The sequence below is a fragment of the Bradyrhizobium nitroreducens genome (assembly GCF_002776695.1).
In the GTDB taxonomy this organism is placed as follows: domain Bacteria; phylum Pseudomonadota; class Alphaproteobacteria; order Rhizobiales; family Xanthobacteraceae; genus Bradyrhizobium; species Bradyrhizobium nitroreducens.
Window position 1 is genome coordinate 4,486,489 of sequence record NZ_LFJC01000003.1, and the last position, 26,397, is coordinate 4,512,885.

Sequence of the window (26,397 nt, forward strand, 5' to 3'; positions counted from 1 at the left end):
TGAAATCGTGCCAGAAACCGACTGGAATCGAGGGAAATCGAACCCCGCCATCTTGGGTACCGACTAACCTCTGATCTATAGTTTGACCGGATCAAGACCGCATCCCGAGGTTGCCGCCGTGAACGACATGCAATGGACCCCCATCGGCTCCGAGCCCATCCCGCCGCCGCTGCCGCCCACGCGGGTCGACTTTTCCGGCAATCGCTCCGAATTCCGGAAAATGGTCACCAAGGGTGCCATGCTGGAGCTCGTCACCTTCGGCTTCTACCGGTTCTGGCTCGTCACCGACATCCGCCGGCATCTGTGGGCGAACACCGCGATCGACGGCGATGCCGCCGAATATACCGGCCGGGCCAAGGAGCTCTTGGTCGGCTTCCTGTTCGCACTCGCGATCCTGGTGCCGATCTACCTTGCCTATTTCCTTGTTGGCATCGAGTTCGAGCGCTGGCAGGGCTTTGCCTCGACGCCGCTATTCCTCGGCTTCTACGCCTTCGGCCAGTTCGCGATCTTTCGCGCGCGACGTTACCGGTTGACGCGCACGGTCTGGCGCGGCGTCCGCTTCTGGATGGACGGCTCCGGCTGGGCCTATTCGTTCCGCGCCATGGCGTGGGGCCTGCTGGTGCTGCTCACGCTCGGCCTGGCGCTGCCCTGGCGCGAGGCCGCGCTGGAGCGCTACAAGATGCAGCACAGCCATTACGGCGATCTCTCAGGCGATTTCGAAGGCGACGGCTGGACCTTCTTCAAGCGCGCCTGGTGGCTGTGGCTGCTCAGCCCGATCGCGCTCTTCATCTTCCCGCTGGCGCCGTTCTTCTATGCCGAGTTCAAGGCACGCGAGTGGCGCTGGTGGCTCGACGGCATCCGCATCGGCGGCGTCAGCCTGTCCTCCAATCTGCCTCATGACGCCTTCTACGGCCTGTACTGGAAGGTGATCGGCTGGTGGATGCTGCTCACGATGGCCTTCTCGGCCTATATGGGCGGCGGCGCCTTGCTGCTCGTGCAGCTGAGCGGCGTTCCGGCCGATCAAATGTTCGGCTCCGACAATGCCGCCAAGAGCATCCCCATGGTGGTGATGATGGTGATCGGCTATTTCGCGCTGGCGCTTGCGGTCAACATCGTGATGCGCGTCTATCTCCAGCGTGATCTCTGGGCCAAGGTGCTGGAAACCGTCGAGGTGCACAACATCGCGGCCGCGGCGGATGTGCGCGGCAGCGGCCAGCTTGCCAGCGCGCTCGGCGAAGGTTTTGCCGATGGGCTCGATGTTGCGGGATTCTGAGCTGTGAGTGAAATATTTGCCGAGGCGCCGGCGCAATCCACCAAGCCGACCATCTTCTTCGACGGCACGTCGAGCCGCCGGCGGCAGGTGGCGCTGACGTTCGCTGATGCGCTCGAGATCACCGAGGAGGGTGAGGCGCCGGTTCACTGGGCCTATGCCGACATCCGCCGCGCCGACAGTCCGTCCGGGATCCTGCGGCTGGCCTGCACCACCGCGCCGCCATTGGCGCGGCTCGAGATTCGCGACGCGGTGCTGGCGGCCGACGTGACCGCCCGCTGCATGCGGCTCGACGAGCACCGGACCTCGCGCCGCGGCGTCGCCAAGATCGTCGGCTGGTCGGTCGCGGCCACCGCCTCAATCGTCTGCGTCGTGCTGTTCGGCGTGCCGCTCGCGGCCGACCGTCTCGCCCCGCTGGTGCCGAAGCCGATCGAGCGGCGCATTGGGGATGCCTCCGAAGTCCAGGTCAAAGCCATTTTCGGCGGCAAGGCTTGCGCAGACCCCGCCGGCAAGGCCGCGTTCACCAAGCTCGTCAACCGCCTGCGCGATGCCGCCGGCCTCGACGACGATTCCATGACGGCCGGCGTGCTGCCGACCGCGGTGCCGAATGCGTTCGCGCTGCCCGGCGGCAAGGTCTATGTGCTGAGGGGCCTGCTCGACAAGGCGCAAACCCCCGACGAACTCGCTGGCATCCTCGCCCACGAGCTCGGCCATCTCAAGCATTACGACAACATGCGCGGCCTGATCTACAACGGCGGCACGTCGTTCCTGATCGGCCTGTTGTTCGGCGACGTCACCGGCTCGTCCGCCGTGATCTTCGCCTCGCGCAGCGTGGTCGAGGCCTCCTATTCGCGCGAAGCCGAGACCGCGGCCGACACCTTCGCGATCGAGATCATGCACAAGCTCGGCCGCTCGCCAAAACCTGCTTTTGAGCTGATGTACCGCATCACCGGCAAGGAAGGCGGCTCGACGCTCACGACGATCCTCGCCAGCCACCCGCTGACCGAGGACCGTCTCGCCCGCATGACCAGGGAAGACCGCCCGGCCTCCGGCCCGCCGCTGCTGACGGACAAGGAGTGGCAGTCGCTGAAGCTGATCTGCGGCAGCGGGAAGGTGTGAGGCGGAGTTTCAACCTTCCCCGCGGCCATCCTTCGAGACGCCCGCCTTTGGCGGGCCCTCAGGATGAGGGTGGAGTACGCTGCGGCAGTTTCCACCAACACCAATGTCACTCAGCCTCATCCTGAGGAGACCGCGAAGCGGTCGTCTCGAAGGACGAGGCGCTTGCTCCGGCCTTGCCGAGCAGTCAAGCGATCACCGCGTCCCGTAGGCGCGGTCGCCGGCGTCGCCGAGGCCGGGCAGGATGTAGCCGTTCTCGTCGAGACCTTCGTCCACGGCGGCGGTCCAGACCGGCACGTCCGGATGGAATCCGCGCAGCCGTTCGAGGCCTTCCGGCGCTGCGATCAGGCAGGCGAGACGGATGTCCTTGGCGCCGCGCTCCTTGAGCCGGTCGATGGCGGCCACCGCCGTGTTGGCGGTGGCGACCACCGACGTCACCACGATGGCGAGGCGCTCGCTGAGGTCGGAGGGCGATTTGAAGAAATATTCGACCGCGGCAAAGCTGTGTGGCTCGCGGTAGAGCCCGATATGGGCGACGCGCGCGGTCGGCACCAGATCCATCATACCGTCGACGAAAGTGGTGCCGGCGCGCAGCATCGGCACGAACACCAGCTTCTTGCCGGCGATCTTGGCCGAGTGCATCGTCGCCAGCGGCGTCTCGATCACGGTGTCGGCGAGCGGCAAATCGCGTGTGACCTCGTAGCAGAGCAGCATGCCGATCTCCTTGATCAGCTCCCTGAACGACTTTGTCGAGATGGACTTGTCCCGCACCAGCGTCAGCTTGTGCTGCACCAGCGGATGATCGACGATCGTGACGCCTTCCATGGGATGCCTTTCTTCCTTCTCCCCTTGTGGGAGAAGGTGGCGCGAAGCGCCGGATGAGGGGTTCTCTCCGCGAACTTCACTGAGAGATATGCCCGCGGAGACAGACCCCTCACCCGCCTCGCTTTCGCGAGGCACCCTCTCCCACAAGGGGAGTGGGTTAGAAAACCGTGCCGTCGCTGATCACCTTGAGCGGCGGCGAACCGTCGGGGCGGCGCGAAAAGGCGATGGCGCGGCCAGCGGCCCAGCTACCGCCTTCCAGAATGCTGGCGAGCGGCAGGGTCTCCGGCGTGCGGCCGATCTTGGCGCGGACCAATTCCGCTAGCCGATCAAGTAGCGCCACAGTCAGCGCGCGCCACTCCACGACGAGCAAGGAATCCACCGCATGCGCGCGCGCGGCGTCGGCGGCATCGCGCAGGCGCAGCACGTCGTGATCGACGAACAGGCCGCCATTGCGGTATTCGGCGAGGCCGGTCAGCCCGTCGATGTCGGTGACGGCCAATCCCGCGCGCTGCAGCGGCTCGATGAGCGAATAGCTCAGCCATTGCGACAGCTTGTGCAGCGGCACGAGGCCCGCCGTTGCGTCGTCTGCCTTGATCGCCGGATGCCGCCAGCAATCGCCGAGCGGGACGCCGGCGAGCTCGAGCCGTGACGGCCAGATCGGCCCGAGCTGGTTCAGCACCGCCGACAGGATCGCGGGCGCGGCAATGGCACCGCCATTCGCTTGCGCCGCGATGTGATCGAACAAGCCGCCCGGCCGCGGCGTATCGTGCAGGCCGAACACGTCGGGGCGCTCCGCGACGTGCCGGCCCAGACGCCGCAACAGATCGGTGCGCCCGTCGAGCCCGACCAGAGGATTGGCATCATTGACCTGAAAGGCGGATGTGAGGGAGGCGAGGGGCAGCCTTGCCAGCACGTCCGCATCGGCCCTGAATGGCGAGCGGGCATCGTGCGAGAAGAGACCGCTCGCAAACATGTCGAGGCTCGCGATGGCAAGCCCCTCGGATCGACCGATGCTCTCGCCGGTCACGGCGTCGCGATATCGCCAGGCTGCGCCGGCGCCGGCATCGAGCAGCACGCTGACGATGGCGAGGTCGAACTCCGCGCGCGCCCGCGCGGCGCGATCCGGCCACGCGGCCGCATTTGCAAGGCTTGCCCAGCGGTCGACGCCGCCGATGACAAAATGCCGCCACCGCGCGTGGAAGGGCACGTCCAGCGTGGGATAGGCTTTTCGCGTCACCGCGAGCACGGCATCGGCCACGCCATCCATACGGTCGAGATCGACGGTGAAGTGATTGAGCCCGCCGGCAAGGCCGATCCCGAGCATCTCGCCCGCACGCGCGCGAACCGCTCCTGCGCTGAGCAGGGAGCGGGCCTGTTGTTCCAAAGCATCCGCCATCGCGCGATCAGTATTTTTCCAGCGAACGTCCGACCACGCCGTTCACGTCCTTCTCCGGCGCGATGTCGGTCGTGTAATAGCCCGCGGCCTTCTTGGCTGCGATCTCGACATGGGCATCGGCCGGGATCAGCTCGAGCGGGATCGGCACGCGCTCGACGATGTCGATGCCTTGCGAGGTCAGCGCGTCGTATTTCATGTCGCTCATCGACAGGAATCGGTCGATGCGCTTCAGGCCGAGCCAGTGGATGGTATCCGGCATCAGCTGCTGGAAACGCGCGTCCTGCACGCCGGCGACGCATTCGGTGCGCTCGAAATAGGCGGCGGCCGCGTCGCCGTCCTCCTGGCGCTTGCGCGCATTGTAGACCAGGAACTTTGTCACTTCGCCGAGCGCGCGGCCTTCCTTGCGGTTATAGACCACGAGCCCGAGCCCGCCCTCCTGCGCGCCGCGCGCGGATTCCTCGATGCCGTGGATCAGATAAGGCCGGCAGGTGCAGATGTCGGAGCCGAACACGTCGGAGCCGTTGCACTCGTCATGCACGCGGCAGGTGATCTTGGTGCGATGATCGGGCAGTTTCGTCACATCGCCGAACATGTAGACGGTGGTGCCGCCGATCGGCGGCAGGAACACCTTCATGTCCGGCCGGGTGACGAGCTCGGGGAACATGCCGGCGGTCTGCTCGAACAGCGTGCGCCGCAGCTCGGTCTCGCTGGTGCCGAAGCGTGCCGCAAGGCCGGGCAGGTACCAGACCGGATCGATCGCGATCTTCACCACGGAGACGCTGCCATTGGCATGCACGACCTCGCCGTCGGCGCGCAGCCGTTTTGCCGCGAGCGCTTCGCGGATCTCCGGCAGGTCGAGCCGCGCCCGCGTCACCGCGATGCTCGGGCGGATGTCGGCGCCCTCGGCGATCTCCTGGCGGAAGTTTTCCGCGACCAGATGCCCCCAGGGATCGAGCGCGACGATCTTGGCGGGATCGCGCCACTGATCGAACGGGCCGATGGTGGCGGCCGGAAACGTGTTGGTGAGATCGGGCCTGCGAATCGGATCGAGCGCGCCGGCGGACACCGCGAGCGCGCGGTACATCGCGTAGGAGCCGCCATGGCTGCCGATCACGTTGCGATCGCCTGCGCGAGACACCGTGCCGATGATCGGCCCTCGCGCGCGTGCGTCGGCCGCGCCCCAATGGATCGGGAAGGCGGACTTGCGGCCCGGCTCCGGATGCGAGGTGAGGCGGATGTGGTCGGTACGGTTCGCGCGGCTCATGACCAAACTCCCAAAAAGCCAACGGCCCGCCGCTCGGACGGGCCTGGCTCGGTCGCGCCGCCACCGGCGGCGCAAGCTCAATCCAACATATTGTAGCGGCGAGCCGCGACAGACAAGTTAATGGTGTCGGGGCAGGCAGGCCGCCACGGCCAAATTCCCGTCATCGACGGGGCGGCCGGCTCGCCTGCATGTCGCGCCCTGTTTTGGCCTAAGTAAATGAAATGGTTATTATTTTTGTAAGTTCAAGGGCAGTCGAACCACGTCACTAGACAAATAGTACATAATCAGACAAAACGTATAAACCGCCCAGCCCCGGAGCCCGCATGCCTGCCAGCTACATCGATCCCCGCAACGGAAGGCTCTATCCGCTGGAGCAGCCGCGCTGGTGCTCTGATGATCGCACGCCGCTGCTGGTGACGCCGGGCGAAGGGATCTCGCGCGAGGATATCGAGCCCCGCATGCGCTCGCTCTGGCGCTACAGGGCCGCGCTCCCGGTCGAAATCGCCAAGCCGATCACGCTCGGCGAAGGCTGCACGCCGCTGATCCAGCAAGATTGGGGCGATCTGCGCCCGTTCTTCAAGCTCGAATGGTTCAACCCCACCGGCAGCTTCAAGGACCGCGGCTCGGCGGTGATGCTGTCGTTCCTGCGCCAGATCGGCATCTCAGCCATTCTGGAAGACTCCTCCGGCAATGGCGGCTCGTCGATGGCCGGCATCGGCGCCGCCGGCGGCATGCGCGTGAAGATCCTGGCGCCGGCCTCGACATCGCCGGCCAAGATCGCGCAGGTGCGCGCCTATGGTGCGACGGTGCAACTCGTTGAGGGACCGCGCGAGGAGTCGGAGGCCGAGGCCATCCGTCAGTCGAGCCAGACGTTTTACGCCAGCCACAATTGGCAGCCGTTCTTTCTGGAAGGCACCAAATCGCTTGCCTATGAAATCTGGGAAGATCTCGGCTTTCGCGCTCCCGACAATGTCATCGTTCCCGTCGGCGCGGGCAGCAGCCTGCTCGGCTGCGCCTTCGGCTTCCGCGAGCTGTTGAAGGCCGGGCAGATCACAAGACTGCCGCGGCTGTTCGCGGCGCAGCCGCTCAATTGCTCGCCGATCGATGCGAGCTTCCAGGCCGGTGTCGACACGCCGGTCGCGCGCGAGGTGAGCAAGACGATTGCCGAGGGCACGGCGATCAAGAATCCGCTGCGCCTGCGCGAGATCATCGGCGCCTTGCGCGAGAGCGGCGGCGGCACCGTCGCGCTCGCCGAGGACGAGATCGTCGCCGCCCTGCGGCGTCTGGCGCGGCAAGGCTTGTTCGCGGAGCCGACCAGTGCCAGCGCGGCCGCAGCACTCGAAAAGCTCTCGGCCGCCGGCGCCATCAAGGCAAACGAGACCAGTGTGGCCGTCCTCACCGGCACGGGTCTCAAGGCGGCAACCATTGTCGCCGATCTCGTGCAGTAGGGCCGCGCGATGAGCCGCAGCAAGAGCGCCGCATCGCGCAGGACCACCGCCGAGCAGAAGCTGCTGTTCGACCAGCTCCGGCAGATCGCGCAGGGTCTCGGCGAGACCTTTGCGCCGTTCTGCGAGGTCGTGCTGCACGATCTCACCGATCCCCGGCAGGCGATCGTCGCCATTCACAACAATCTGTCGGGCCGCAAGGTCGGCCAGCCCGCGACCGAGCTTGGCCTTGCCCGCATCGCCGACCCCGACTACGCGCAAGTGATCTCGAACTACGCCAACAGCTTTGCCGACGGCCGACAGGCCAAGAGCACGTCGATCGGCATCAAGGGTGCGGATGGCGCTTACGTCGCCGCGCTTTGCCTCAACGTCGACCTCACCCTGTTCCAGGGCCTGCAGAGCGCCATCGGCCAGTTCGTCAGCATCGATCCGCAAGGCACCCCCCGCGAGTCGCTCAATCCCGTCGGCGCGGACGCGATCCGCGCCCAGATCGACCAGTTCGCCGCGCGCCGCGCCACCACGCCGCGCGCGCTCGCCACGGAAGATCGCCGCACGCTGCTGCGCGAGTTGCGCGAGGCCGGCTGCATGGAGGTGCGCCGCGCCTCCGATATCATCGCCGCCCATCTCGGAGTGTCGCGCGCCACGGTGTATGCCGATGCCCGCTGATGTGATGGACCTCGAAACGCCCTGCCTGCTGCTCGACGAGCAGCGCCTCCGCGCCAATGTGGCGCGGATGAAGACGCATCTCGCCTCGCTCGGCGTCGCCTTCCGCCCGCATCTGAAGACCGCGAAATCGCTCGACGTCGCGCGCATCGCGATGACCTCGCCGTCGGGGCCGGCGACGGTCTCGACCTTGCGCGAGGCGGAATACTTCGCCGCCGGCGGCGTGCGCGACATGATCTATGCCGTCGGCATCGCGCCGGCAAAGCTGCCGCGCGTCTCCGCGATCCGCGCCGCCGGCGCCGACCTCGCCGTGATCCTCGACAGCATCGAGCAGGCCGATGCCGTTGCCGCACATGCGACACGCACCGGCGATGCCATCCCGGCGCTGATCGAGATCGACGCGGACGGCCACCGCTCCGGCGTCGCGCCTGATGATGCGGCGACATTGGTCGCGATCGGCCAGCGTCTGGCGACCGGCGGCGCGGCCTTGCGCGGCGTGCTGCTCCACGCCGGCGACAGTTACGCGCTGAACAATCCTGCGGCCATCGCAGATGCCGCCGAGGCCGAACGCATCGCGGCCGTGACCGCGGCGAATGCGCTGCGCAGCGCGGGCCTGCCGTGCCCGATCGTCAGCGTCGGCTCGACACCGACCGCGCGTTACGCGCGCGATCTCACGGGGGTCACCGAGGTGCGCGCCGGCGTCTTCATGTTCGGCGATCTCTATCAGGCCGGCGTCAGCTCGGTCGATTTCGGCGACATCGCGCTGTCCGTGCTCGCCACCGTGATCGGACACCAGAAGGCAAAAGGCTGGATCATCGTCGATGCCGGCTGGATGGCGCTGTCGCGCGACCGCGGCACGGCGAAGCAGGCGGTCGATCAGGCCTATGGGCAGGTCTGCGATCTCGCCGGGCGGCTTTATCCCGATCTCGTCGTCGCCGACGCCAATCAGGAGCACGGCATCGTGGCGTTGCGAAAAGGCGCGGCCGCCGCGCTGCCCGACCTGCCGATCGGCGCGCGCATCCGCATCCTCACCAACCACGCCTGCGCCACCGGCGCGCAATATGATCGCTACCACGTGCTCGATGCCGCCGGCGCCGTCAGCGCGGTCTGGCCGCGCGTCAACGGCTGGTAGCAGGCGCCTCACTCCTTCAGATCATTTACCTGCTTCACCCACGTTCGCACGTCGGCGAGCACGGTGGGCAGCACCGCCTTGACCTCGGCCACGGTCATTCCCGCCTTGATGCGGGGATCGTACAAGAGATTGAGGATGTACTGGTCGTAGACGTCGAAATAGCCCATCGAGACGTTGTCGTTGAACATGGTCCAGGGCACGCTCGCGGTGTCGTTGATGGGCCCGAGCGATTGCAGCAGCTCCTCGTAGGCGCAGTCGAGGAAGGTGAAATCGCCGTTGTCGACGGTGAGGATGACGTCGGAGTGCTCGATCTCGAAATTGTCGTTCTTGCGGAAGCCGGACAGGCATTGCGGGTCGAGCGAAGAGCGGATCTCGCGCGCCTTTTCCACGCCGTAGAAGCTGGTGAGGGTGCGGAACAGATCGCGGTCGCGCACCAGCTTCACGCGCACATTCGCCGCTTCGGAGGTCGCGATCATGTCGATGTCGAGATGCTGCACGCGCTTGCCGATGTCAGCCACGACCTTGGCCAGCTGCGCCTTGCGATCGGCGCGGTCGCTCTCGGCGTAGACGCGCACCGGTCCGTCGAATTTGCGGATGCGGTCGACCCGGCCGGCGAGATGATATTCGGCGCCGAACGCCGTCTTCAAAAAGCCGTCGACGATCTCGCCGTCGGTGAAGGTCTTCTTCTCGGCGCGCTGGCGCGAGGAGATCGCGGGCAGTTCGCCCGCGACCGCCGTGGCCGCGGGGTCAGGCGCGCATGCGAGCGCGGCGAACGCCAGCAGCGCGATGCGTAGGGCAGCCGAGGACGGATTCAATGCGCTCATCGTCGTGCGACGCTGCCGTATTCACGCCGCGCGCACAAGTCCGCAGATTTACGCGGCCTGCGGGTTCCCGTCGTCGCCTGTCGCAAGAGCGTTACAGTGTCGGAGGGGGCAAAGGCGCGAAGCGCCGTGCTCACCATCTCCAAGCCGCGGGCAGGCCTGAGGATCACGCGTCCGCGCGATCCTCCGGCTTTGCCCGCCCTACGAGAGTTCGTGCCTGGTCAGTTGTTCAGCACCACCACCGTGGTGCCGACCCCGACGCGGCTATAGAGATCGCTGACGTCGTCGTTGGTCATGCGGAAGCAGCCCGAGGAGACCGCCTGGCCGATCGTCTCCGGCTCGTTGGAACCGTGGATGCGGTACAGCGTCGAGCCCAGATACATCGCGCGCGCGCCGAGCGGATTGTCGATGCCGCCCTTCATGTGCCGCGGCAAATCGGGCCGGCGGGCCAGCATCTGCGAGGGCGGCGTCCAGTCCGGCCATTCCTTCTTGGCGGTGATCCTGTGCACCCCGCCCCAGCGGAAGCCGTCGCGGCCGACGCCGATGCCGTAGCGCAGCGCCTGGCCGTTCTGGAGCACCAGATACAGCCGCCGCTCGCTGGTGTTCACCACGATCGTGCCGGGGGCGTAATTGCCGTTGTACATGACGGTGGTGCGGGGGATCGGATTGGCGCCGGAACGGAAGAAGTTCGGGCCGCCGCCCATGATGTCGCGCGAGTCGAACTCTTCGGCGAGCGCGCCGCCCGCAGTGGCCGACAGCAGTGCGATGGCGGCAATCGGCGCGGCAAAAAACCGGATCATTGTCTCCCCCAGAAAAAATCGATTCAACAAAGGCCACAGGCCATATTTGCGGGCTTTCCGCAAGCCACGGCCCCGTGAGGGCCTCATCCCGGACCGGCATTATCAAATCGGCAACCATGCCGGCTTGCCCCAGGCCGGCGCGTCGCCGCGCGGGGCAGGGCCGCGATGGCGGCTCTTGCTTTGACGGGAAGCGCGAACAATGATTGACCGAACGAATATCTGGACATGCTGCGGGAGCTTGGGATGAACGGTGCGGAAAGCCTGGTACGGACGATGGTCAAGGGTGGGGTGGATGTCTGCTTCACCAACCCAGGCACCTCCGAGATGCATTTTGTCGCAGCCCTTGATCGTGTGCCGGGCATGCGCTGCGTGCTCGGCCTGTTCGAGGGCGTGGTGACGGGCGCCGCCGACGGCTATTACCGCATGAAGGGCACGCCGGCCTCGACCCTGCTGCATCTCGGCCCGGGTCTCGCCAACGGCCTTGCCAACCTTCACAATGCCAAGAAGGCCAATTCCGGCATCGTCAACATCGTCGGCCAGCATGCCGTCTACCACATCGACTACAACGCGCCGCTGACCTCCGACATCGAGGGCCTGGCCCGGCCGATGTCGTCCTGGGTCCGGACCTCGCCGAACTCCAAGTCGGTTGCCGCCGACGGCGCCGCGGCGATCGCCGCCGCCAGGAGCGCGCCGGGGCAGATCGCGACCCTCATTCTGCCGGCCGACACCGCCTGGAACGAGGCCGACGGCATCGCCGAGGTGCCGGCCGAGCAGCAGCGCGCCAGCTACTCGCCGCAGGCGGTCGAGCAGGCCGCAAAGATCCTGCACGGCGACGGCGAGGGCACGCTGCTCTTGATGACCGGCAGCGCCCTGAGCGAGCAGGGCCTCGCGCTGGCCGAGCGCATCGCCAGCAAGACCGGCTGCACCGTGATGGGCCCGACCTTCCGCCCCAAGATGGCGCGCGGCCGTGGCCGCTTCTCGATCGACCGCATCCACTACGTCATCGACCAGGCGCTGCCGATGCTGGCGAAATTCCGTCACATCGTGCTGGTCGAGTCCGACGATCCCGTCGCGTTCTTCGCCTATCCGAACAAGCCGAGCGTGCTCAGGCCCGAAGGCTGCGACGTGCATCGCATGACCTCCTGGGGCGAGAATTCGGTCGCAGCCCTCGAAGCGCTCGCCGGCGCCGTGAAGGCCAGCGCCAGGGACGTCAAGCCGCAGGCCCTGGCCGAACTGGTCAAGCCGACCGGCGCGCTGACCTTCGCCTCGATCGCGCAGGCGATCGCATGTGCGATCCCCGAGAACGCGATCATGGTCGATGAGTCCCTGACGACCGGCCGCGGCTTCTTCCCACCGACCGCGGCGGCGGCTCCCCATGACTGGCTGCAGAACATGGGCGGCTCGATCGGCTTCTCCACGCCGCTGTCGATCGGCGCTGCGATCGCCTGCCCGGATCGCAAGGTCATCACCATGGTCGGCGACGGCAGCGCGATGTACACGATCCAGTCGCTGTGGACGCAGGCGAGAGAAAATCTCAACATCGTCACCATCGTGTTCGCCAACCGCATCTATCAGATCCTGCGCGGCGAGTTCGACAATGTCGGCGCCGGCGAACCCGGCCAGCGCGCCAACGACATGCTCCGGCTCGACCGTCCGACGCTCGACTTCGTGGCGCTGGCCAAGGGCATGGGCGTGCCGGGCCGCGCGGTCACCAATGCCGACGAGTTCAACAAGGCGCTGGCCGAGGCCGTCGCCGAGCCCGGCCCGCGGCTGATCGAAGTCCAGATGTAGGGCGAAGCATCCAGAGCGCCGAGGGCCCGGAGGCACGATGCAGACCGAGCTGAACAAGGTAATCGCGGCGCTCCGGGACTTCTACGCCCACGAAGGCTTCCTGTTCGAGAAGGACGTCGGCGAGCGCGCGGTCACGCACCGCTTCGCCGTGCATCTGGAGAAGCAGTTCTCCGGCTGGTCGGTCGACTGCAATTACGACCGGCTCGGCGAACGCACGCTGCATCTGCCGCACGGCACCGTCATCTCGACCGACGACCATCTGGGAAAGTCGATCTACCCCGACGTCGTCGTGCATCAGCGCGAGATCCCGAACAATCTGCTCGCTGTGGAGATCCGCAAGGCGAGCAATCACACGCCGCTGGAGCACGATCAGCATAAGCTGCGGGCGCTGACCGACGTCAACGTCTGGTTTCCCTACTGGATCGGCGTGCTGCTGGTGCTTGACAAGGGCGAGGTGACGATGTCCGAGGTCTATGTCAGCGGCTTCGTCGACGACCCGCTGTCGCGCTGGTTCGCGGCGCGACTGCAGGAGATCGGCCTCGGGGGGGCGCAATAGGGTGTGTGCTTCAAGCGTCGGATTCGATGACAAAGCCGCGGTCGCTTGCCTGGCCCGCCAGCGCCGACGCCGGGTTAATTCCGGAAGCGGTGGAACGTTGATGCTCGGGGAATGTTGAACCCATGGAGACCGAATCTTCGCGAGCAGCGGGACAGTCACCATCGCGGCCGGAGCGGCGTAATGCCCGCCCGGTCGCGATTGTTTCATCCCTTCATCGCGAGAAGACGACATGCTCAGACACAAGCCGACCTTTTTCCGCAATTCGTTGGATTTGAGAGATAAAGTACAGGTCAAGGTCCTGCGCAAGCGGCTCAAGCTGTCGGATCAGCAATTCGCCAGCGTCGTTCGCAAGTCTGGCAGCTCGATCGCCGCCATCACCAAGGAGGCCTCCGCCTTGAAGGAAGTCCATGCCTCGAAGTAGCGAGCCGCCGGGGATGGTGCCGGCGTGCGTCTTCCGCGCGGGCGGTTCGCGCCGGTGCAGTTGGAGTCGGGCCCAGGCATGAGGATACGTGTCGGCTTCGAGATGATTTACGACTTCCCGCAAGCGACGCCGTTGATTGCGGTGGTCGGCACGCATTTCACCCGGGCATCCGACGTCATTGTGCCGGACCACCTCACGACCGAGCCCTCCGTGCCGGTCTCGGCCTACCGCGACGGCTTCGGAAACTGGTGCAGTCGGTTGGTTGCGCCCGCCGGCCGCATGCGCCTTTCCGCCAACGGCATCTTGCGCGATAGCGGTTTGCCTGACGTGGTCGCCCCTTCAGCTTCGCAACACCCGGTGGAGGATCTTCCACCCGATACGATCGTCTATCTGCTCGGCAGCCGCTACTGCGAGACCGATCGACTTTCGGACATCGCGTGGAAGCTGTTCGAGAAGGCGGCGCCGGGGTGGCCGCGGGTCCAGGCGATCTGCGATTTCGTGCATCATCACATCGCGTTCGGCTACGAGCACGCGCGAGCCACCAAGACGGCATGGGAAGCATTCAACGAGGCCAAAGGCGTTTGCCGCGACTATGCTCATCTTGCCGTCGCATTCTGCCGTTGCATGAACATTCCTGCGCGCTATTGCACGGGATATCTCGGCGACATCGGCATCCCTCCGCCTCACGCTCCCGGGGATTTTGCAGGCTGGTTCGAAGTCTATCTTGACAGTCGCTGGTACACCTTCGATGCGCGCAACAACACGCCGCGAATTGGCCGCGTCCTGATCGCGCAGGGCCGCGATGCGGCGGATGTTCCGATCACCCAGACGTTCGGACCCAACACGCTGGTCAGCTTCAAGGTGTGGACCGATGAACTCGTGTAGCGCGCTTGCCCCGGCGGTTAAGCGCCGATCGGTCCGAGATTGATCTCGCCAATTGGCGAGAACACTGTTACACCGCAGGCATCACCGCGCGCTTCGTGGCTGTTATCGGTGACTGAGAGCTTCGCGCTCCCGCCTTAGCCCAAGCCAAGGCGGTCAAATGTCAGATCCCGCGAAATTCGAAATTCGTGAATGGCTCGTACCACCGATATTGGTGCCGGTCTTCATCGTTCTGATGATCGCGGTTGCGGCCGTTCTGTAGGGGCAAGTTCATTCGGCGTGCGAACTGCAGCCCGGGGCGGGGCCAGTTCAAGCGAAACGGGAGCCCGAAATGGCAAACACGGCAATCATCAGGGACGCTTATGGAGTTCCGGCGATCTTCGTCGGCTCCAAAACAGGCCGCGACGATGCACCTTTCGTCTTCGTGAAAGTCGGAGATGAGGAGCGCCGGATGCGCTGGTCTGAATGGGATTCTCTTCCAGCCTGGACCGGCGAGAAGCCGGCCTGGGCGAGCAAAAGCAGGTAGCGATGGGACACTCGGCATGAAGACAGTGCGAGCCGCGGCATGGACGATTGCGCTCTTGCTTGCATCGGCACTGGGCGCGTCAGCGCCAGCCGCATCCGCCGCGGAACCGAACTGCCGGGCGATCGAGAGCACCAGTGCACGCCTCTCCTGTTACGACGCGGCGTTTCCACCCAAACCCGGGAAACCTGCCGAAACCGGCCACGGCCCGTCGTCGGGATACAAGGACCCCTTCCTCGCGGAAGAAGCCCGAACCGCCGCAAAGCTGAAGAATATCTGCCGCGGTTGCTGAGTTTCGCCGACAGCGCCGTCGAGCCGAACATGTCTGCTTCATAGCTCGATGAGATGACCCAGGAAGAAGCCGGAGGTCGTCGGCTGCTCCGCCAGCGAACGCTGCTCAGGATGGATTCGACATGGGGTGATGATGGCGCACGAACATCGGGGGATTGAATACATGGTGGTCCAGACCATCAATCCGCCGGGCTGGAAATGGTCGTTTGAACGACATGGCCGCTCCCCCAGAACGGGAATCGCCGTCAATCGAGCCGAGGCAGTCGCCGCTGTTCGGCGTGCGATCGATATCTTGCTCAGGGAGCAGCAGCACCAATAGACGCGCTCAAGGGAGGCTTGCTCACAGCGCGCGCCGCATGACCGAGAGGCGCGCGGCTCACGCTCGGCCATTTCTCAAAATGGTTCCTGCCGGGAACCGAAACAAAGCTCTGGCTATCCGCCGGACAAAGGCGCACTGTCGCATCACCACCGAGCGGCTCTTAGCAACTATCGGTGGTGTGGACGCAAGTCGCGCTCCCGCTCAACCCAGCAGCGGAGCATCAAGCATGGCGCGACGGCCGTCAGGACACTCGTCCACCCTCGAATTCCGCCTCGCGCAAGAGGCCATCAATCTCCGCACGCAGGCCAAGGAAATGCCTCTTGGCGTCCGACGCAACGAGCTTCTGCGCAAGGCGCGGCAGATCGATGTCGCCGGAGAAGTCAACAAATGGCTGACTTCGCCGGGACTTCAGGCACCGTCCTGAATTGGCTCTTGCCCGATGCGGTGAACCTTCGCTCTCCACGTGGAGACAGACTTATATCGGGATTTTACAATCTCCCTCCCGGGGCTGGTCAACCGCCGCCTGCGCTTCATTTAAGCGGGCGGCGTTTTTGTTTGCCAAGGCCTGAATGCCCGAATTCGTGAGCAACCTTCCGACGTTCTTCCGGTTGGCTCCGATCACCGGCCATCACCCAGCTGCAGGCATCCGGTGGCCGAGAGAGACGCACGCTCCCGCCTACGCTACGGTCTGTGAGCGCTTTGCGACGCCAATCTATCACTTCGATCTGCGTGACGAGGACGAGCCGTTTCCCGACGAAGAGGGCCTGGAGTTTTCCAGGCGCGGCGGATCGTCTGCACGTGAAAAGTGTGGCGGCGCGCGCGTGATGCGCGCACGCCGCAACGTCGTCAGTAATAGCGCTGCTGCGAATACGCGTAGCGCGGGTTGATGCCGCAATAGGCCGAGGTGCCGGAGGCGGTGGCCTGGCACTGCTGATAGCTCGCGAACTGGCAGTTGCCGGGATAGCCCCACATGCGGCCCTGCAGGCAATATCTGTCGTTTGCGGGGTGGGCCTGGGCCGTCGGGGCCATGGCGGCCATCAGGGCCGCGAACGAGGCAAGCGAGAGGATGGTGCGACGCATTTCAGTCTCCATTGGGTTGCGGGAGCGGTTGAAAGAGGGAACACGCAGCTCGATCTGCAGGTTCCGGGATCTGCCCGACACTTTGTCGTACTTGTCTTGGTGTCCGCAGTGGGCATTGCGTTCGACGTGCGTTTATGATGCGCCAAGCCGCAGCGAGCAATGTGATCTCCGCCACAGTTCGCCACGGGCTTTCCGGCCTATCGTTACCGGACTTGCCCGCGTTGCTCCCGCAAGGCTCACGCGTTCCTGATTCGGGTCGGCTCATTTTTGGAGGTTCTGATGCAAAGGTCATATTTGCTGGCTGCGACAGCAGCGCTGGCGCTCCTCGCGCAAACGTCGCTCGCATCGGCGCAGAGCGCACCGGCCGCCGGTGCGACCACGGCGCCTGCGGCGACAACCGCCGCGCCGGCAACGACGGCGGCACCGGCTGCGACCACCGACGGCTCCGGCCAGTCATCCGACTCCAAGAAGAGCGCGTCGAAGAAGCCGGCGAAGAAGAAGATGACGCGGCAGCAGGAGATCGATCATTCCGTCGACACCGGCACCGTGCCGGCGCGCTACCGCAGCTCGGTGCCCAAGCAGTACCAGCAGTATATTCCGTTCGAGAAGCAGTAGCGGACCCGCACCGCGGCGCGGAGTGATCGGCTTCGCGCCGCTGGTGCCTTCGACCAACGGCCCGTCGACGAACGAGGCGAGCCGAACAGTCTGTGACGAGCCGCCTCCGCCGGGCGGCCTCACATCCCTGGTGGCGGTCTGCGAGCGCAATGCTAGAGTAGGCCGAATCCCGGGGGGAATGATGAGTGACGACGTGAAGGATGCTGGCCTCGTGGCCATGATCAGCAGCATCCTCGGAGGCAACAAGCGTACAGACCCTGTTGCACCGCCGCCGCTCACCGAAGGGCCGCCGACCGTCCCGTCGAACGGAGCGGAAGCGGCGTCCGCCACCGAACCGACCCCGATCAAACAGGAGAAGCCTCCTGAAGCTGCCCCGGCGACCGTGGAGCCGGTCGAGCAGCCCGCAAGGATCGTCACGACGCGGGATGGCAAGCAGCTGCTGCCGGCCGAGGCGATCGCCGATCTGGTGCTGGGCGAGCTGCGCAAGCTGGAGGATTTTCCGGCCACCGGCGTCTCGGTCACGGTCTATGGCTACCGGCATTGGAACGCCATGCTCACCTTCGCGCCGTTCTCGACCAGCTTCCAGAACGCGACGCGGTTCCGCCAGACCATGCCGGATATCGTCTTCAAGCTCCGTCGTTTCGTCGAACTTGAGATATAGTCCGGGACAATCCGCGACGCGTGGCGTCGCCACCCCGAAGAGTTCGACAGGATTTTCGAATTGAGCGTCGCCTTTACCAAGGAAGAAAGCGCCGAAACCGCGTCCGAGACGCTGTTGCCGGATCGCCCGATCTCGCCGCATCCCAACCTCGTGACGGAAGCCGGCCTGCAGGCGTTGCAGACGCAGCTTCGGCAGGCGCGCGAGGCCTATGAAGCCGCGCAGGCCATCGAGGACGTCAATGAGAAGCGCCGGCAATCGGCGGTGCCGCTGCGCGATGCCCGCTATCTGACGGAGCGCCTGCGCACCGCGCAGGTGGTTCCCGATCCAGTCGGAAGCGACGTCGTCGCCTTCGGCAGCACCGTGACCTTCAGCCGCGCCGACGGCCGCGTGCAGACCTATCGCATCGTCGGCGAGGACGAAGCCGACCCGAAGGCGGGGACGATCTCGTTCGTCGCGCCGGTGGCGCGGTCGCTGATGGGGAAGGCGGTGGGCGACGTCGTCGGCGCGGGCGCGCAGGAGATCGAGATCCTGTCGATCGGGTAGGGGCCGGCGCGACAAGGATTGCGTGGCAAAGGGCGCTATCGACAGGAGCAGTGTCATTCGCCTAATGCATGATCCGCAACTGCGCGAGGCCGTCGTCTCCGCCAAGCAAAGCCTGATGGTCGGATGAGACGGTTTCTATCTGGAGCGTTGCCGTTCTACGCGCTGGCTGGACTGGCCATGTGCATGTACCTCGTCCTGTACAGGACGAGCCTTTTCGACCTGAACGCCATCGTCCATGGCGCGACCGGGTCGGCATGGTTTCCGGCTTTCATGTTCGTCTGCGTGCTGCTGGAAGCGGTATTCCCGTATTTCGGCTATTTTCCCGGCACGGCCCTGATCCTGATGTCGGTGGCGCTCAGCCCGAAGTCCGTGGATGGCTCCGTCTTCGTCGCGGCGTGGCTCGCCATCATCGTGGGTGCCATCGTCAGCTACGGACAGGCGCGTTTCTTTCGGCCGTTCCTGCAGCGCGTCGCCTCGAAGGCGGCCCTGCGCCGCTGCGAATCCCTGTTCGATGCCTATGGCGCTTACGCGCGCATTGCGCTGTTCGTTCATCCCAACGCCAGCGCGATGTACTTCACCGCGCTCGGATTGCTCGGCCGCAATCTGACGCGAGAGCTCGCCTATCTCTGCGCGGGGGCCGCGGCCGCCGTCGGCATATTGTTCGTCATCGTGACCAGGCTGGTGTCGTCCGTCGGCCCCACCGATGATGGGGAATTGCAGCTGTTGCTCGCAGCAGCGCTGGTGGCGATCGGCACCCTCGCTGGTCTCTACACGGTGTGGCGGACCGGGCGGGCGGTGTGACGCGGCGCCCTCTCCACCGTCATTGCGAGGAGCTCGTGCGACGAAGCAATCCAGGCTGCCACCTTGGAGAGATTCCGGATTGCTTCGCGGAGCCTGTCATCGGGCCGCGCTTCGCGCGGACCCGTTGGCTCGCAATGACGAAGGATCATCGCCCTACGCCTCCGGCAGCTCGACGCCCGTCAGCTTGCTCAATCTGTCGATGAGCTCGTCCTGAAATTTCGGATCGGTCGCCTGCTTGGCCGGCTGCTGCTGCGCCAGATGATGCCAGTAGCGACCCGACACCAAGGCGGCGGGATCCTCGCTCGCCGCGAGCCAGCTCTGTGTCCGTGCCCCCGTCGCGATATCGACCGGCGCACCTGCGCCGCCCATCTTCGTGCGCACCCAGCCGGGATCGACGGCGTTGCAGAGAACCTTGGGCCAGCGCCGCGCCAGCGCGAAGGCCAGCGCGACCACGTGCAGCTTGCTCTCGGCGTAGGCCGTGCCTGCATCCCAGGGACGCCTGGTCCAGTCGAGGTCATCGAGCGAGCCTTCTCCGCCCCGGTGCAGGCCGCTGCTGAGATACACCAGCCGGCCGGGCCGTTCGATCAGCGCCGTCAGCATGTAGGGCGCAAGCGTGTTGATGGCCAAAGTCTCGGCATGGCCTTCCGCCGTCGCGCCGCGGCCGGGCCGGGTGTAGACGCCGGCGTTGTGGATGATCGCATCCATGCGCCCGATCGCGTTGACCTGATCGGCGATAGCCTTCGTCTCGGCCGCGCTGCTGAGATCGCCGACCGCGATCCCCTGGGCTCGCGATCTCAGCTCGCCGAGCGCGTTGCCGCGGTCGGCCGACCGCGCGTGCAGAACCACGCGGTGTCCCTGGTCGAGCAGCGATTGCGCCGCCGCCCGGCCGAGGCCGTCGGTGCTGCCGGTGATGAAGATGGTCGCCATGCGGTTCTCCTTGGATATTTCAGGGCGCACTCTACGATGCCCGCCGCGGCAAGGTCGCCCCAGGGTGTTGCATTCCGATCACATACAACCAGCCAAAAAGCGATAAGCTCACGCCCAATTGCATGACGTCTAGGATTCGTGGGGGACGCTGATGAAGAAGTTCCTGCTTTCCGTTGCAGCATTTGGAATGGCCTGCACGAGCGCCGACGCCGCCGATCTTGCGGCGCGTCCCTATACCAAGGCGCCGCCGATGATCGCCGCCGTCTACGATTGGAGCGGCTTCTACATCGGCGTCAACGGCGGCGGCGGATCGAGCCGCAAGTGCTGGGATCTGATTTCTCCCGGGCTCGGCGTCATCGTCCCCGAAGGGTGCCACGATGCCACGGGCGGCACGGCCGGCGGGCAGATCGGGTTTCGGTGGCAGTCCGTCAACTGGGTGTTCGGCATCGAAGGCCAGGGCAACTGGGCCGACTTCACGGGCGATAACGTGAGCACGGCGCTCTTCCCGCCCACCGGTCTTCGCAATCGGTCCCAGATCGAAGCGTTCGGCCTGATCACCGGGCAGATCGGCTATGCCTGGAACAACGTCCTTCTCTACGTGAAGGGCGGCGGCGCGGCAGTGGCCGACAAATACCGAACCAACGACGTCGTCACCGGCCTGGCATTCGATCGAGCCAGCGAAACGCGTTGGGGCGGCGTCATCGGCGGCGGTCTCGAATTCGGCCTCGCTCCGAACTGGACGCTGGGCGTGGAGTACGACCACATCTTCCTCGGCCATCGCGATGTCACCTTCACCGGGACGGGCGCTTTTGGCGGCGTGGCTGCCGGCGCCTTTACGCGCAGGGAGCGTATCGGCCAGGATGTCGACATTGGGCTGGTGCGATTGAACTACCGCTGGGGTGGTCCCATCATCGCGAAATACTGAAGCGGGGCGCCACTGGCGATGCCTGCTGCGCTGTGCGGGCCAGGGGCTATCGCTGGGATGACTTCCTTGCGGCCAACCTTCGAGACGCCCGCCGGTGGCGGGCCCTCAGGATGAGGACTGGGTGCGCGGCACTCCTTTCAACGAGCACCCGTGTTGCTTAGCCTCATCCTGAGGAGACCGCTGAAAGCGGTCGTCACGAAGGACGAGGCGCGCGTTCAGGCCGCGCCAAACGCCCTATGCGTAGCCCTATTGTGCGGGCTGCTGTCCCGCCGGCTGCCTTGTGCCGAGACGAAGTCGTGCCGGTGTTTTGCCCGACGCGGCAAATCGACGAGTTCGGGAAAGACGTAACCCCTTGATCCGACTGGCGTCGGCTACTGTGCATGGGGTTGTTTTCGCAATTTTTGCCGGAGCGCGAGCAAGACGCCCCGGTCCGTCGACGCTCTTCGAGCTATGCCGGACACGCTTCGCAATCATTGGGCGTGGCTGCGCCACGCGAAGCCTTTTGGCGAAGCGTGGTGGGCGCACAAGGGATCGAACCTTGGACCTCTCCCGTGTGAAGGGAACGCTCTCCCGCTGAGCTATGCGCCCGGGACCATCATGCAGACGGCCGGACCTGTTCGGCCGGCCGACGCATTGGAGCCCGCGATTTAGAAGTGCGGGCTTGAGGTGTCAAGTTTCCAGGTGGCTCGAAGCCGGAAAAGCTTGCGGCAGCCACGCGGCGCGTGACGGAAAGGCCGGTTTTCGGCCGCCTACGCGCCCTGCTGGCGGGCGCGGGAGGCGTGGGCCTGCAGCGCCCGGATCCGCTCGGCCAGCGTTCCACCACCCTCGGGCAGGCTCGGCGTTCCCTTGGTCGCGGCGTCGTTGGCCGGACGGGGCGCCGGCTTCGGCGGCTGGCCGGCCTCGGCCGCGAGCAGCGCCTCGATCGGCGAGTTCGGGCCTTCGAGCTGCATCGCGAGCTTGGCCACCTCGGCGGCGATGTCGTTGATGCGCTCGCGCAGCAGCGCATTCTCCATGCGCTCGGTCGCCCAGGAGCTCTCCGCCTGCTGCTGGATCGCGTTGATGTCGCGCTGGAGCTTGGCGCGCTCGTCGCGGGCGGTGCGCAGCTGCTCCTCCAGTGCGGTCTTTTCCGCGCGCAGCTGCTCCATCGCGGCCGACGATTTGCCGCCGCTGAGGCCCGCGATCTCGACGCGCAGCTCCTTGATGGTGCGCTCATTGCCTTCATTGGCCTGGCGCAGCTGGTTGTTCTCGTACTCGCGCTCGGCGAGCAGCTTGCCCTGCGTGGCGAGGCGGCCTTCGAGGTCGGCGACGCGGCCCGACAGCATCTCGGCTTCCTTCACCTGCAACAGCAGCTGGCGATCGAGCTCGGTGACGCGCTGGCTCAGATTCTCGACCCGGCCGCGGGCATCGCCGAGCTCACGCGAGGCGGTCTCGGATTCGGTGCGCTCCTGCGCGAGCCGCGCCTGCGTCGCGGCAAATTCCTTCTCGGCATCGCCGACGCGGTTCTTCAATTCCTCGATCTGCGCGCGCACGGCGACCAGCTCGACCTGGCGGCTCTCCGCCATCATCGAGCGGTCGGACAGTTCGGAGTTGATCTTGGCGAGCTCGTTCTGCTTGTCCTTCAGCGCGTTCTCGGCGGCGCGCAAGGCTTCCGTCTTGGCGTTGAATTCCTCTTCGGTGGCGCGGAGCTGCTCCTTCACCGCCTTCTCGCGCGCTTCCAGCGCGAAGATCGTGGCGTTCTTCTCGCCGAGCTCGATCTTCATGCGGTTGATGGCGTCGCTTTTCTTGCCGAGCTCGGCGAGCTGGCTCGTGGTCTTGTTCTTGAGCTGGTCGACGCTCATCTCGAGCCGCCGCGCCGACATGGCGAATTCGGCGCGGAGCTGGTCCTTGTCGGCCTGGATCTCCGCCATCGACAGCGGCGTTGCGGCCTCGAGCCGGCGCGTGGTCAGGCGCACGGCGCGGTTATGCACCAGCGGCACGATCGCGAGCCCGCACAGCATCGACAGCAGGAAACCGATCGCCAGGTACATGATCGGTTCGACCATGGGCCAGAACTCCCAAGCTTAAGGAAAAATTCACCAACGACCATGCCATGGCGGGCCGGCAAAAAGCCAGCCCCGCTCTGTCGTTAACCTTGATCCGTCGCTGGATGGAGCAGGGGAGCCTAGAACGGGTTCCAGGTCGCTCGCGGGGTGTATTTGAGATAGCCGATATTGGCGCCCAGCCGCAGGCCGAGGCCGGAGCGGATCGGCACCAGCACGATGTTGTTGGCGGTGAGCGCCGTCATGCCGAAGCCGCCGATGATGTAGGCCGAGCCGTCGAGGCCGGCGAAGCGCTGGTAGATCGCGTTGGTGGCGGGCAGATTGTAGACCAGCGTCATGGTGCGCGCGCCGTCGCCGCCCCAGTCGAAGCCGAGCGAGGGGCCCTGCCAATAGACCCTGAGGTCGCCGGCGTTCTTGGTGTAGAGCGTGCCTTCGCCGTAGCGCAGGCCGGCGACGAACGCGCCGGAACCTTCCTCACCCAGGATGTAGCCGTTGGGCAGGCCCCATTGGCTGATCGCCTTCTCGATGATCGAGGCTAACCCGCGCGAGACGTTGCCGAAGAAGCGGTGCCCGGCACCGACGAGCTCGTCGGGCCCGTAGGTATTGGGCGTCGGGGTCCGCTGCGGCGGTGGCAGATTGGGCGGCGGTGCCTGCTGGGCCGAGGCCGGCACGATCCAGCCGACCATCGCGGCAAGCGCGAGCGCAGCAAGGCGTGATGCGAAAGTCATAAAAGAACCCCTGGTACCGAATCCGGTTGCTTCCTTAACCTGACGCCAACAGGCACGGTCCTAGGTTGCGCCGGATGTCCCCTCGACTCGGATGTTATCCGCAGCAACTATGACGGCACAACGGCAGGAAGATAGCCCTTTGCGCCCCGGAATTGCCTTGATCGGCCTTCTCGTCTGCCTGCTGTCGGGCATATGGCTGACCGGCTCGGGGGCGCCGGCGGAGGCTGCCACCACCGAGCGTGTCGTCGTCAACCGCTTCACCGGCGTCGCCATCGAGGGCTTCGATCCCGTCGCCTATTTCGTCGATGGCCGGGCGGTGCAGGGGACGGCGGAGTTCGAGGCGAACCTCTGGGGCGCGGTCTGGCGCTTCCGCAACGAGGGCAACCGGGCCTCCTTCCTGACCCATCCCGAGGTCTATGGTCCGCAATTCGGCGGCTACGATCCCGCCGACATCGCCCGCGGCGTCACCATCGCCGGCAATCCCCGCTTCTTCGCGATCGTGGCGCAGCGGCTTTACCTGTTCAGCCGGGAAGCCAATCGCGATGCCTTCGCCGCCGATCCTGAGCGGTTCCTTTATGAAGTCGGCAAGCGCTGGCCGGCGCTCCTGGAACAGCTCGGTCAGTAGCGGCCTACCGCCTGCGGGTCGCCCCAGGCGATGAACTCCGGGATGATGAAGCCGCTCGCGTGCCGCTCGCCGAAGCGCAGCTCGCCGCCCTTGCCGTCGGTCACCCGGCCGCCGGCCGCGGTCACGACCGCCGAGCCGGCCCCGACGTCCCATTCACAGGTGGGCCCGAAGCGGGGGTAGATGTCGGCGCTGCCTTCGGCGATCCGGCCGAATTTCACCGCGGAGCCGCAGGTCTTCCGGACGGCATTGGGCCTGTCGTCGATGAACGCCTCGCTCCTGGGATCGCCATGCGAGCGGCTGACCGCTGCGATCCAGGGCTCGCCGTGTGCCGGCAGCTTGCGGGTGTGGATCGGCTCGGCCGCGCCGATGGTTGCACCGTCAAACCTGACGCGCTCGGCGCCGCGGCCGACGATGCCGCGCCAGATCAGGCCGAGCGCAGGCGCGCTGACGATGCCGAGCAGCGGCACGCCCGACGTCACCAGGGCGAGGTTGACGGTGAATTCGTCGCGGCCGGCGACGAACTCCTTGGTGCCGTCGAGCGGATCGATCAGGAAGAAGCTGTCCTCGAACGGCGGGGAGGCGAGCTGGGCCCGTTCCTCCGAGAGCGTCGGGATGTCGCCTGCGAGCTGTGCCAGGCCCTCGGCGATGATGCGGTCGGCGGCAAGGTCCGCCTCGGTTACCGGCGAGCTGTCCTGCTTGGAATCGACCCGCATCGCCGCGCGGTTGACGGCAAGGATCGCCTCGCCCGCCTTTACCACCAGCGCGGTGAGCGGCTCCATCAAACGGGATGCGGCCTCGGCGTCGATCATCCTCACCTGTGTGCCTCATTCGTCAGCAAGTCTCGCCCCCTCGGTTGATTCGCCCGCAGCCCTTTATGGCCGCTTCGAACCTATCGCAAGCTAGCTGCCGCGGGCTGGCGAATGTTAGAACCGGCAGCATCCGTCAAGCATGCGTGATTCGCGGCGTCCCGCGCCGTGCAATTCCAGGAACCCTCCAGGACCCCTTTATATGTCTGACGCCTCGTCGCCCGCGACCGCTACTACACCCGATATGCTCGAACTCGCGGCACTGTTGTGCTCGCGGGTCTGCCACGATCTCATCAGCCCTGTCGGCGCCATCGTCAACGGGCTCGAAGTGCTCGACGACGATCCCAAGCCCGAAGACCGCGAGTTCGCGCTCGACCTGATTCGCAAGAGCGCCAAGACCGCCTCCGCCCGGCTCCAGTTCTGCCGTCTCGCCTTCGGCGCGGCCGGCTCCTCGGGCGCGCAGATCGATCTCGGCGATGCCCAGACCATGGCGAAGGGCCACATCGAGGACGGCAAGTGCTCGATCACCTGGAATCTGCCGCGGCTGCTGCTGCCGAAGAACCGCGTCAAGCTGCTGCTCAACATGCTGGTGGTGTCCCAGCACACGATTCCGCGCGGCGGCATGCTGACGATCGACCCGATCGGCGAGGGCGAGACGATGAGCTTTCGCATCACCGCAACCGGACACAATGCGCGCCTGCCGCAGAACATCTCCGAGCTGCTGAGCGGCGAGCGGGGACCGGCCGCGGATGCGCACGCGATCCAGCCTTATTATACGCGGCTGCTGGCAGAGGCCTGCGGACTCACCGTGAAGCTTGCGCTGGAGGGCGAAGCCATCACAGTTACCGCTTCGTAAACAGCGCGACGCGCTCGGTCTCTTAAGCAAATCTTTACGAGGCGCTTCGGCTTGTCCGGAGCGCCTTATCTCTTTGTTGGTTCCGTTCTTTTGCACATACTCAACCAATATTAAACGCTTTGCGGTGAAGCTGGCACCATTCCGAAATGGCGCATCACACCTCGTGCGCGCCCTTCCTGTATGAAGGCCTGTTTTCATGGATGATCTGTTGCGGGAGTTTCTGACGGAGACCAGCGAGAGCCTGGACACCGTGGACAATCAATTGGTGAAGTTCGA

The 26,397-nt window shown here is 65.8% G+C and carries 29 protein-coding genes and 1 tRNA gene; 18 read left to right on the forward strand and 12 right to left on the reverse strand.

The features are described from left to right. Positions 1-127 precede the first annotated feature (127 nt). On the forward strand, positions 128-1,273 hold the full coding sequence (locus TSA1_RS21590) for a DUF898 family protein (RefSeq protein WP_174719325.1): 1,146 nt from the start codon (positions 128-130) through the stop codon (positions 1,271-1,273). 3 nt (positions 1,274-1,276) lie between these two features. Continuing rightward, a complete protein-coding gene (locus tag TSA1_RS21595) occupies positions 1,277-2,389 on the forward strand; it encodes a M48 family metallopeptidase (protein ID WP_100178094.1) in 1,113 nt (370 codons plus the stop codon). 192 nt (positions 2,390-2,581) lie between these two features. On the opposite strand, the gene upp is transcribed toward TSA1_RS21595, so the two are convergent. From upp to TSA1_RS21610, 3 genes are all read right to left on the reverse strand, one after another. Beyond that, positions 2,582-3,211 carry a uracil phosphoribosyltransferase gene (gene upp / locus TSA1_RS21600; protein WP_100178095.1) on the reverse strand — a complete coding sequence of 210 codons (630 nt, stop codon included), beginning with the start codon at positions 3,209-3,211 and terminating at the stop codon, positions 2,582-2,584. Positions 3,212-3,368: 157 nt separating this feature from the next. Beyond that, positions 3,369-4,607, reverse strand: a complete 1,239-nt coding sequence (locus TSA1_RS21605; RefSeq protein ID WP_100178096.1) for a URC4/urg3 family protein — start codon at positions 4,605-4,607, stop codon at positions 3,369-3,371. 7 nt (positions 4,608-4,614) lie between these two features. After that, on the reverse strand, positions 4,615-5,871 hold the full coding sequence (locus TSA1_RS21610; protein ID WP_100178097.1) for a GTP cyclohydrolase II: 1,257 nt from the start codon (positions 5,869-5,871) through the stop codon (positions 4,615-4,617). A 323-nt stretch (positions 5,872-6,194) separates the two neighbouring features. Here TSA1_RS21610 and TSA1_RS21615 point away from each other — a divergent pair, with 323 nt between their 5' ends. The 3 genes from TSA1_RS21615 to TSA1_RS21625 are packed head-to-tail and all read left to right on the forward strand — an operon-like array spanning position 6,195 to position 9,111. Further along, on the forward strand, positions 6,195-7,319 hold the full coding sequence (locus TSA1_RS21615; RefSeq protein WP_100178098.1) for a threonine synthase: 1,125 nt from the start codon (positions 6,195-6,197) through the stop codon (positions 7,317-7,319). A 9-nt stretch (positions 7,320-7,328) separates the two neighbouring features. Continuing rightward, positions 7,329-7,982: a helix-turn-helix transcriptional regulator gene (locus tag TSA1_RS21620; protein WP_100178099.1), complete on the forward strand. Its 654-nt coding sequence runs from the start codon at positions 7,329-7,331 to the stop codon at positions 7,980-7,982. Next, positions 7,972-9,111: a DSD1 family PLP-dependent enzyme gene (locus TSA1_RS21625; protein WP_245448385.1), complete on the forward strand. Its 1,140-nt coding sequence runs from the start codon at positions 7,972-7,974 to the stop codon at positions 9,109-9,111. Before TSA1_RS21620 ends, TSA1_RS21625 begins: the two co-directional genes overlap by 11 nt. A gap of 8 nt (positions 9,112-9,119) precedes the next feature. On the opposite strand, the gene TSA1_RS21630 is transcribed toward TSA1_RS21625, so the two are convergent. After that, on the reverse strand, positions 9,120-9,935 hold the full coding sequence (locus TSA1_RS21630; RefSeq protein ID WP_100178101.1) for a DUF2927 domain-containing protein: 816 nt from the start codon (positions 9,933-9,935) through the stop codon (positions 9,120-9,122). 218 nt (positions 9,936-10,153) lie between these two features. After that, a complete protein-coding gene (locus TSA1_RS21635) occupies positions 10,154-10,732 on the reverse strand; it encodes a L,D-transpeptidase (RefSeq protein WP_097657733.1) in 579 nt (192 codons plus the stop codon). A gap of 243 nt (positions 10,733-10,975) precedes the next feature. Here TSA1_RS21635 and TSA1_RS21640 point away from each other — a divergent pair, with 243 nt between their 5' ends. From TSA1_RS21640 to TSA1_RS21660, 5 genes are all read left to right on the forward strand, one after another. Further along, positions 10,976-12,523: an acetolactate synthase large subunit gene (locus TSA1_RS21640; protein WP_100181269.1), complete on the forward strand. Its 1,548-nt coding sequence runs from the start codon at positions 10,976-10,978 to the stop codon at positions 12,521-12,523. Between the two features lie 37 nt (positions 12,524-12,560). Further along, complete coding sequence (locus tag TSA1_RS21645; protein ID WP_100178102.1) at positions 12,561-13,079, forward strand: hypothetical protein; 519 nt, start codon at positions 12,561-12,563, stop codon at positions 13,077-13,079. A 229-nt stretch (positions 13,080-13,308) separates the two neighbouring features. Further along, on the forward strand, positions 13,309-13,500 hold the full coding sequence (locus TSA1_RS21650; protein ID WP_100178103.1) for a DUF3606 domain-containing protein: 192 nt from the start codon (positions 13,309-13,311) through the stop codon (positions 13,498-13,500). A gap of 78 nt (positions 13,501-13,578) precedes the next feature. Beyond that, complete coding sequence (locus tag TSA1_RS21655) at positions 13,579-14,385, forward strand: transglutaminase-like domain-containing protein (RefSeq protein WP_100178104.1); 807 nt, start codon at positions 13,579-13,581, stop codon at positions 14,383-14,385. 328 nt (positions 14,386-14,713) lie between these two features. Continuing rightward, positions 14,714-14,908, forward strand: a complete 195-nt coding sequence (locus tag TSA1_RS21660) for a hypothetical protein (RefSeq protein ID WP_100178105.1) — start codon at positions 14,714-14,716, stop codon at positions 14,906-14,908. A gap of 394 nt (positions 14,909-15,302) precedes the next feature. Here the strand turns inward: TSA1_RS21660 and TSA1_RS38950 are convergent, their stop codons facing one another. Beyond that, complete coding sequence (locus TSA1_RS38950) at positions 15,303-15,512, reverse strand: hypothetical protein (RefSeq protein WP_142252154.1); 210 nt, start codon at positions 15,510-15,512, stop codon at positions 15,303-15,305. A 229-nt stretch (positions 15,513-15,741) separates the two neighbouring features. On the opposite strand from TSA1_RS38950, the gene TSA1_RS21675 reads away from it, so the two are divergent. After that, on the forward strand, positions 15,742-15,939 hold the full coding sequence (locus TSA1_RS21675; protein WP_100178108.1) for a hypothetical protein: 198 nt from the start codon (positions 15,742-15,744) through the stop codon (positions 15,937-15,939). A 422-nt stretch (positions 15,940-16,361) separates the two neighbouring features. Here TSA1_RS21675 and TSA1_RS21680 read toward each other — a convergent pair whose 3' ends face one another. After that, complete coding sequence (locus TSA1_RS21680) at positions 16,362-16,595, reverse strand: DUF3551 domain-containing protein (RefSeq protein WP_100178109.1); 234 nt, start codon at positions 16,593-16,595, stop codon at positions 16,362-16,364. Positions 16,596-16,874: 279 nt separating this feature from the next. Between TSA1_RS21680 and TSA1_RS21685 the strand changes: the two genes are divergently transcribed. The 4 genes from TSA1_RS21685 to TSA1_RS21700 all read left to right on the forward strand — a co-directional run bounded on the left by TSA1_RS21685 (position 16,875) and on the right by TSA1_RS21700 (position 19,215). Then, entirely contained in the window at positions 16,875-17,210 is a 336-nt protein-coding gene (locus TSA1_RS21685) for a hypothetical protein (protein ID WP_100178110.1), read from the forward strand. Between the two features lie 181 nt (positions 17,211-17,391). Continuing rightward, on the forward strand, positions 17,392-17,871 hold the full coding sequence (locus TSA1_RS21690) for a hypothetical protein (RefSeq protein ID WP_100181270.1): 480 nt from the start codon (positions 17,392-17,394) through the stop codon (positions 17,869-17,871). A 60-nt stretch (positions 17,872-17,931) separates the two neighbouring features. Continuing rightward, on the forward strand, positions 17,932-18,414 hold the full coding sequence (greA, locus tag TSA1_RS21695) for a transcription elongation factor GreA (RefSeq protein WP_100178111.1): 483 nt from the start codon (positions 17,932-17,934) through the stop codon (positions 18,412-18,414). A 123-nt stretch (positions 18,415-18,537) separates the two neighbouring features. Further along, a complete protein-coding gene (locus TSA1_RS21700) occupies positions 18,538-19,215 on the forward strand; it encodes a hypothetical protein (protein WP_100178112.1) in 678 nt (225 codons plus the stop codon). Between the two features lie 153 nt (positions 19,216-19,368). Here the strand turns inward: TSA1_RS21700 and TSA1_RS21705 are convergent, their stop codons facing one another. Then, a complete protein-coding gene (locus tag TSA1_RS21705) occupies positions 19,369-20,142 on the reverse strand; it encodes an SDR family NAD(P)-dependent oxidoreductase (RefSeq protein WP_100178113.1) in 774 nt (257 codons plus the stop codon). Positions 20,143-20,293: 151 nt separating this feature from the next. On the opposite strand from TSA1_RS21705, the gene TSA1_RS21710 reads away from it, so the two are divergent. Continuing rightward, complete coding sequence (locus tag TSA1_RS21710; protein ID WP_100178114.1) at positions 20,294-21,067, forward strand: outer membrane protein; 774 nt, start codon at positions 20,294-20,296, stop codon at positions 21,065-21,067. Between the two features lie 513 nt (positions 21,068-21,580). On the opposite strand, the gene TSA1_RS21715 is transcribed toward TSA1_RS21710, so the two are convergent. From TSA1_RS21715 to TSA1_RS21725, 3 genes are all read right to left on the reverse strand, one after another. Beyond that, positions 21,581-21,655 (reverse strand) — tRNA-Val (locus tag TSA1_RS21715). A 161-nt stretch (positions 21,656-21,816) separates the two neighbouring features. Beyond that, a complete protein-coding gene (locus tag TSA1_RS21720; protein WP_100178115.1) occupies positions 21,817-23,109 on the reverse strand; it encodes a coiled-coil domain-containing protein in 1,293 nt (430 codons plus the stop codon). A gap of 119 nt (positions 23,110-23,228) precedes the next feature. After that, entirely contained in the window at positions 23,229-23,834 is a 606-nt protein-coding gene (locus TSA1_RS21725) for a DUF1134 domain-containing protein (RefSeq protein WP_097657748.1), read from the reverse strand. A 139-nt stretch (positions 23,835-23,973) separates the two neighbouring features. Here TSA1_RS21725 and TSA1_RS21730 point away from each other — a divergent pair, with 139 nt between their 5' ends. Next, positions 23,974-24,459, forward strand: a complete 486-nt coding sequence (locus tag TSA1_RS21730) for a YHS domain-containing (seleno)protein (RefSeq protein WP_100178116.1) — start codon at positions 23,974-23,976, stop codon at positions 24,457-24,459. Here TSA1_RS21730 and cysQ read toward each other — a convergent pair. Continuing rightward, positions 24,453-25,268, reverse strand: a complete 816-nt coding sequence (gene cysQ, locus TSA1_RS21735) for a 3'(2'),5'-bisphosphate nucleotidase CysQ (protein ID WP_100178117.1) — start codon at positions 25,266-25,268, stop codon at positions 24,453-24,455. The two genes, TSA1_RS21730 and cysQ, sit on opposite strands and share 7 nt — an antisense overlap. Positions 25,269-25,467: 199 nt before the next feature. Between cysQ and chpT the strand changes: the two genes are divergently transcribed. Beyond that, positions 25,468-26,121, forward strand: a complete 654-nt coding sequence (gene chpT, locus TSA1_RS21740; RefSeq protein ID WP_174719008.1) for a histidine phosphotransferase ChpT — start codon at positions 25,468-25,470, stop codon at positions 26,119-26,121. Positions 26,122-26,397: the final 276 nt, after the last annotated feature.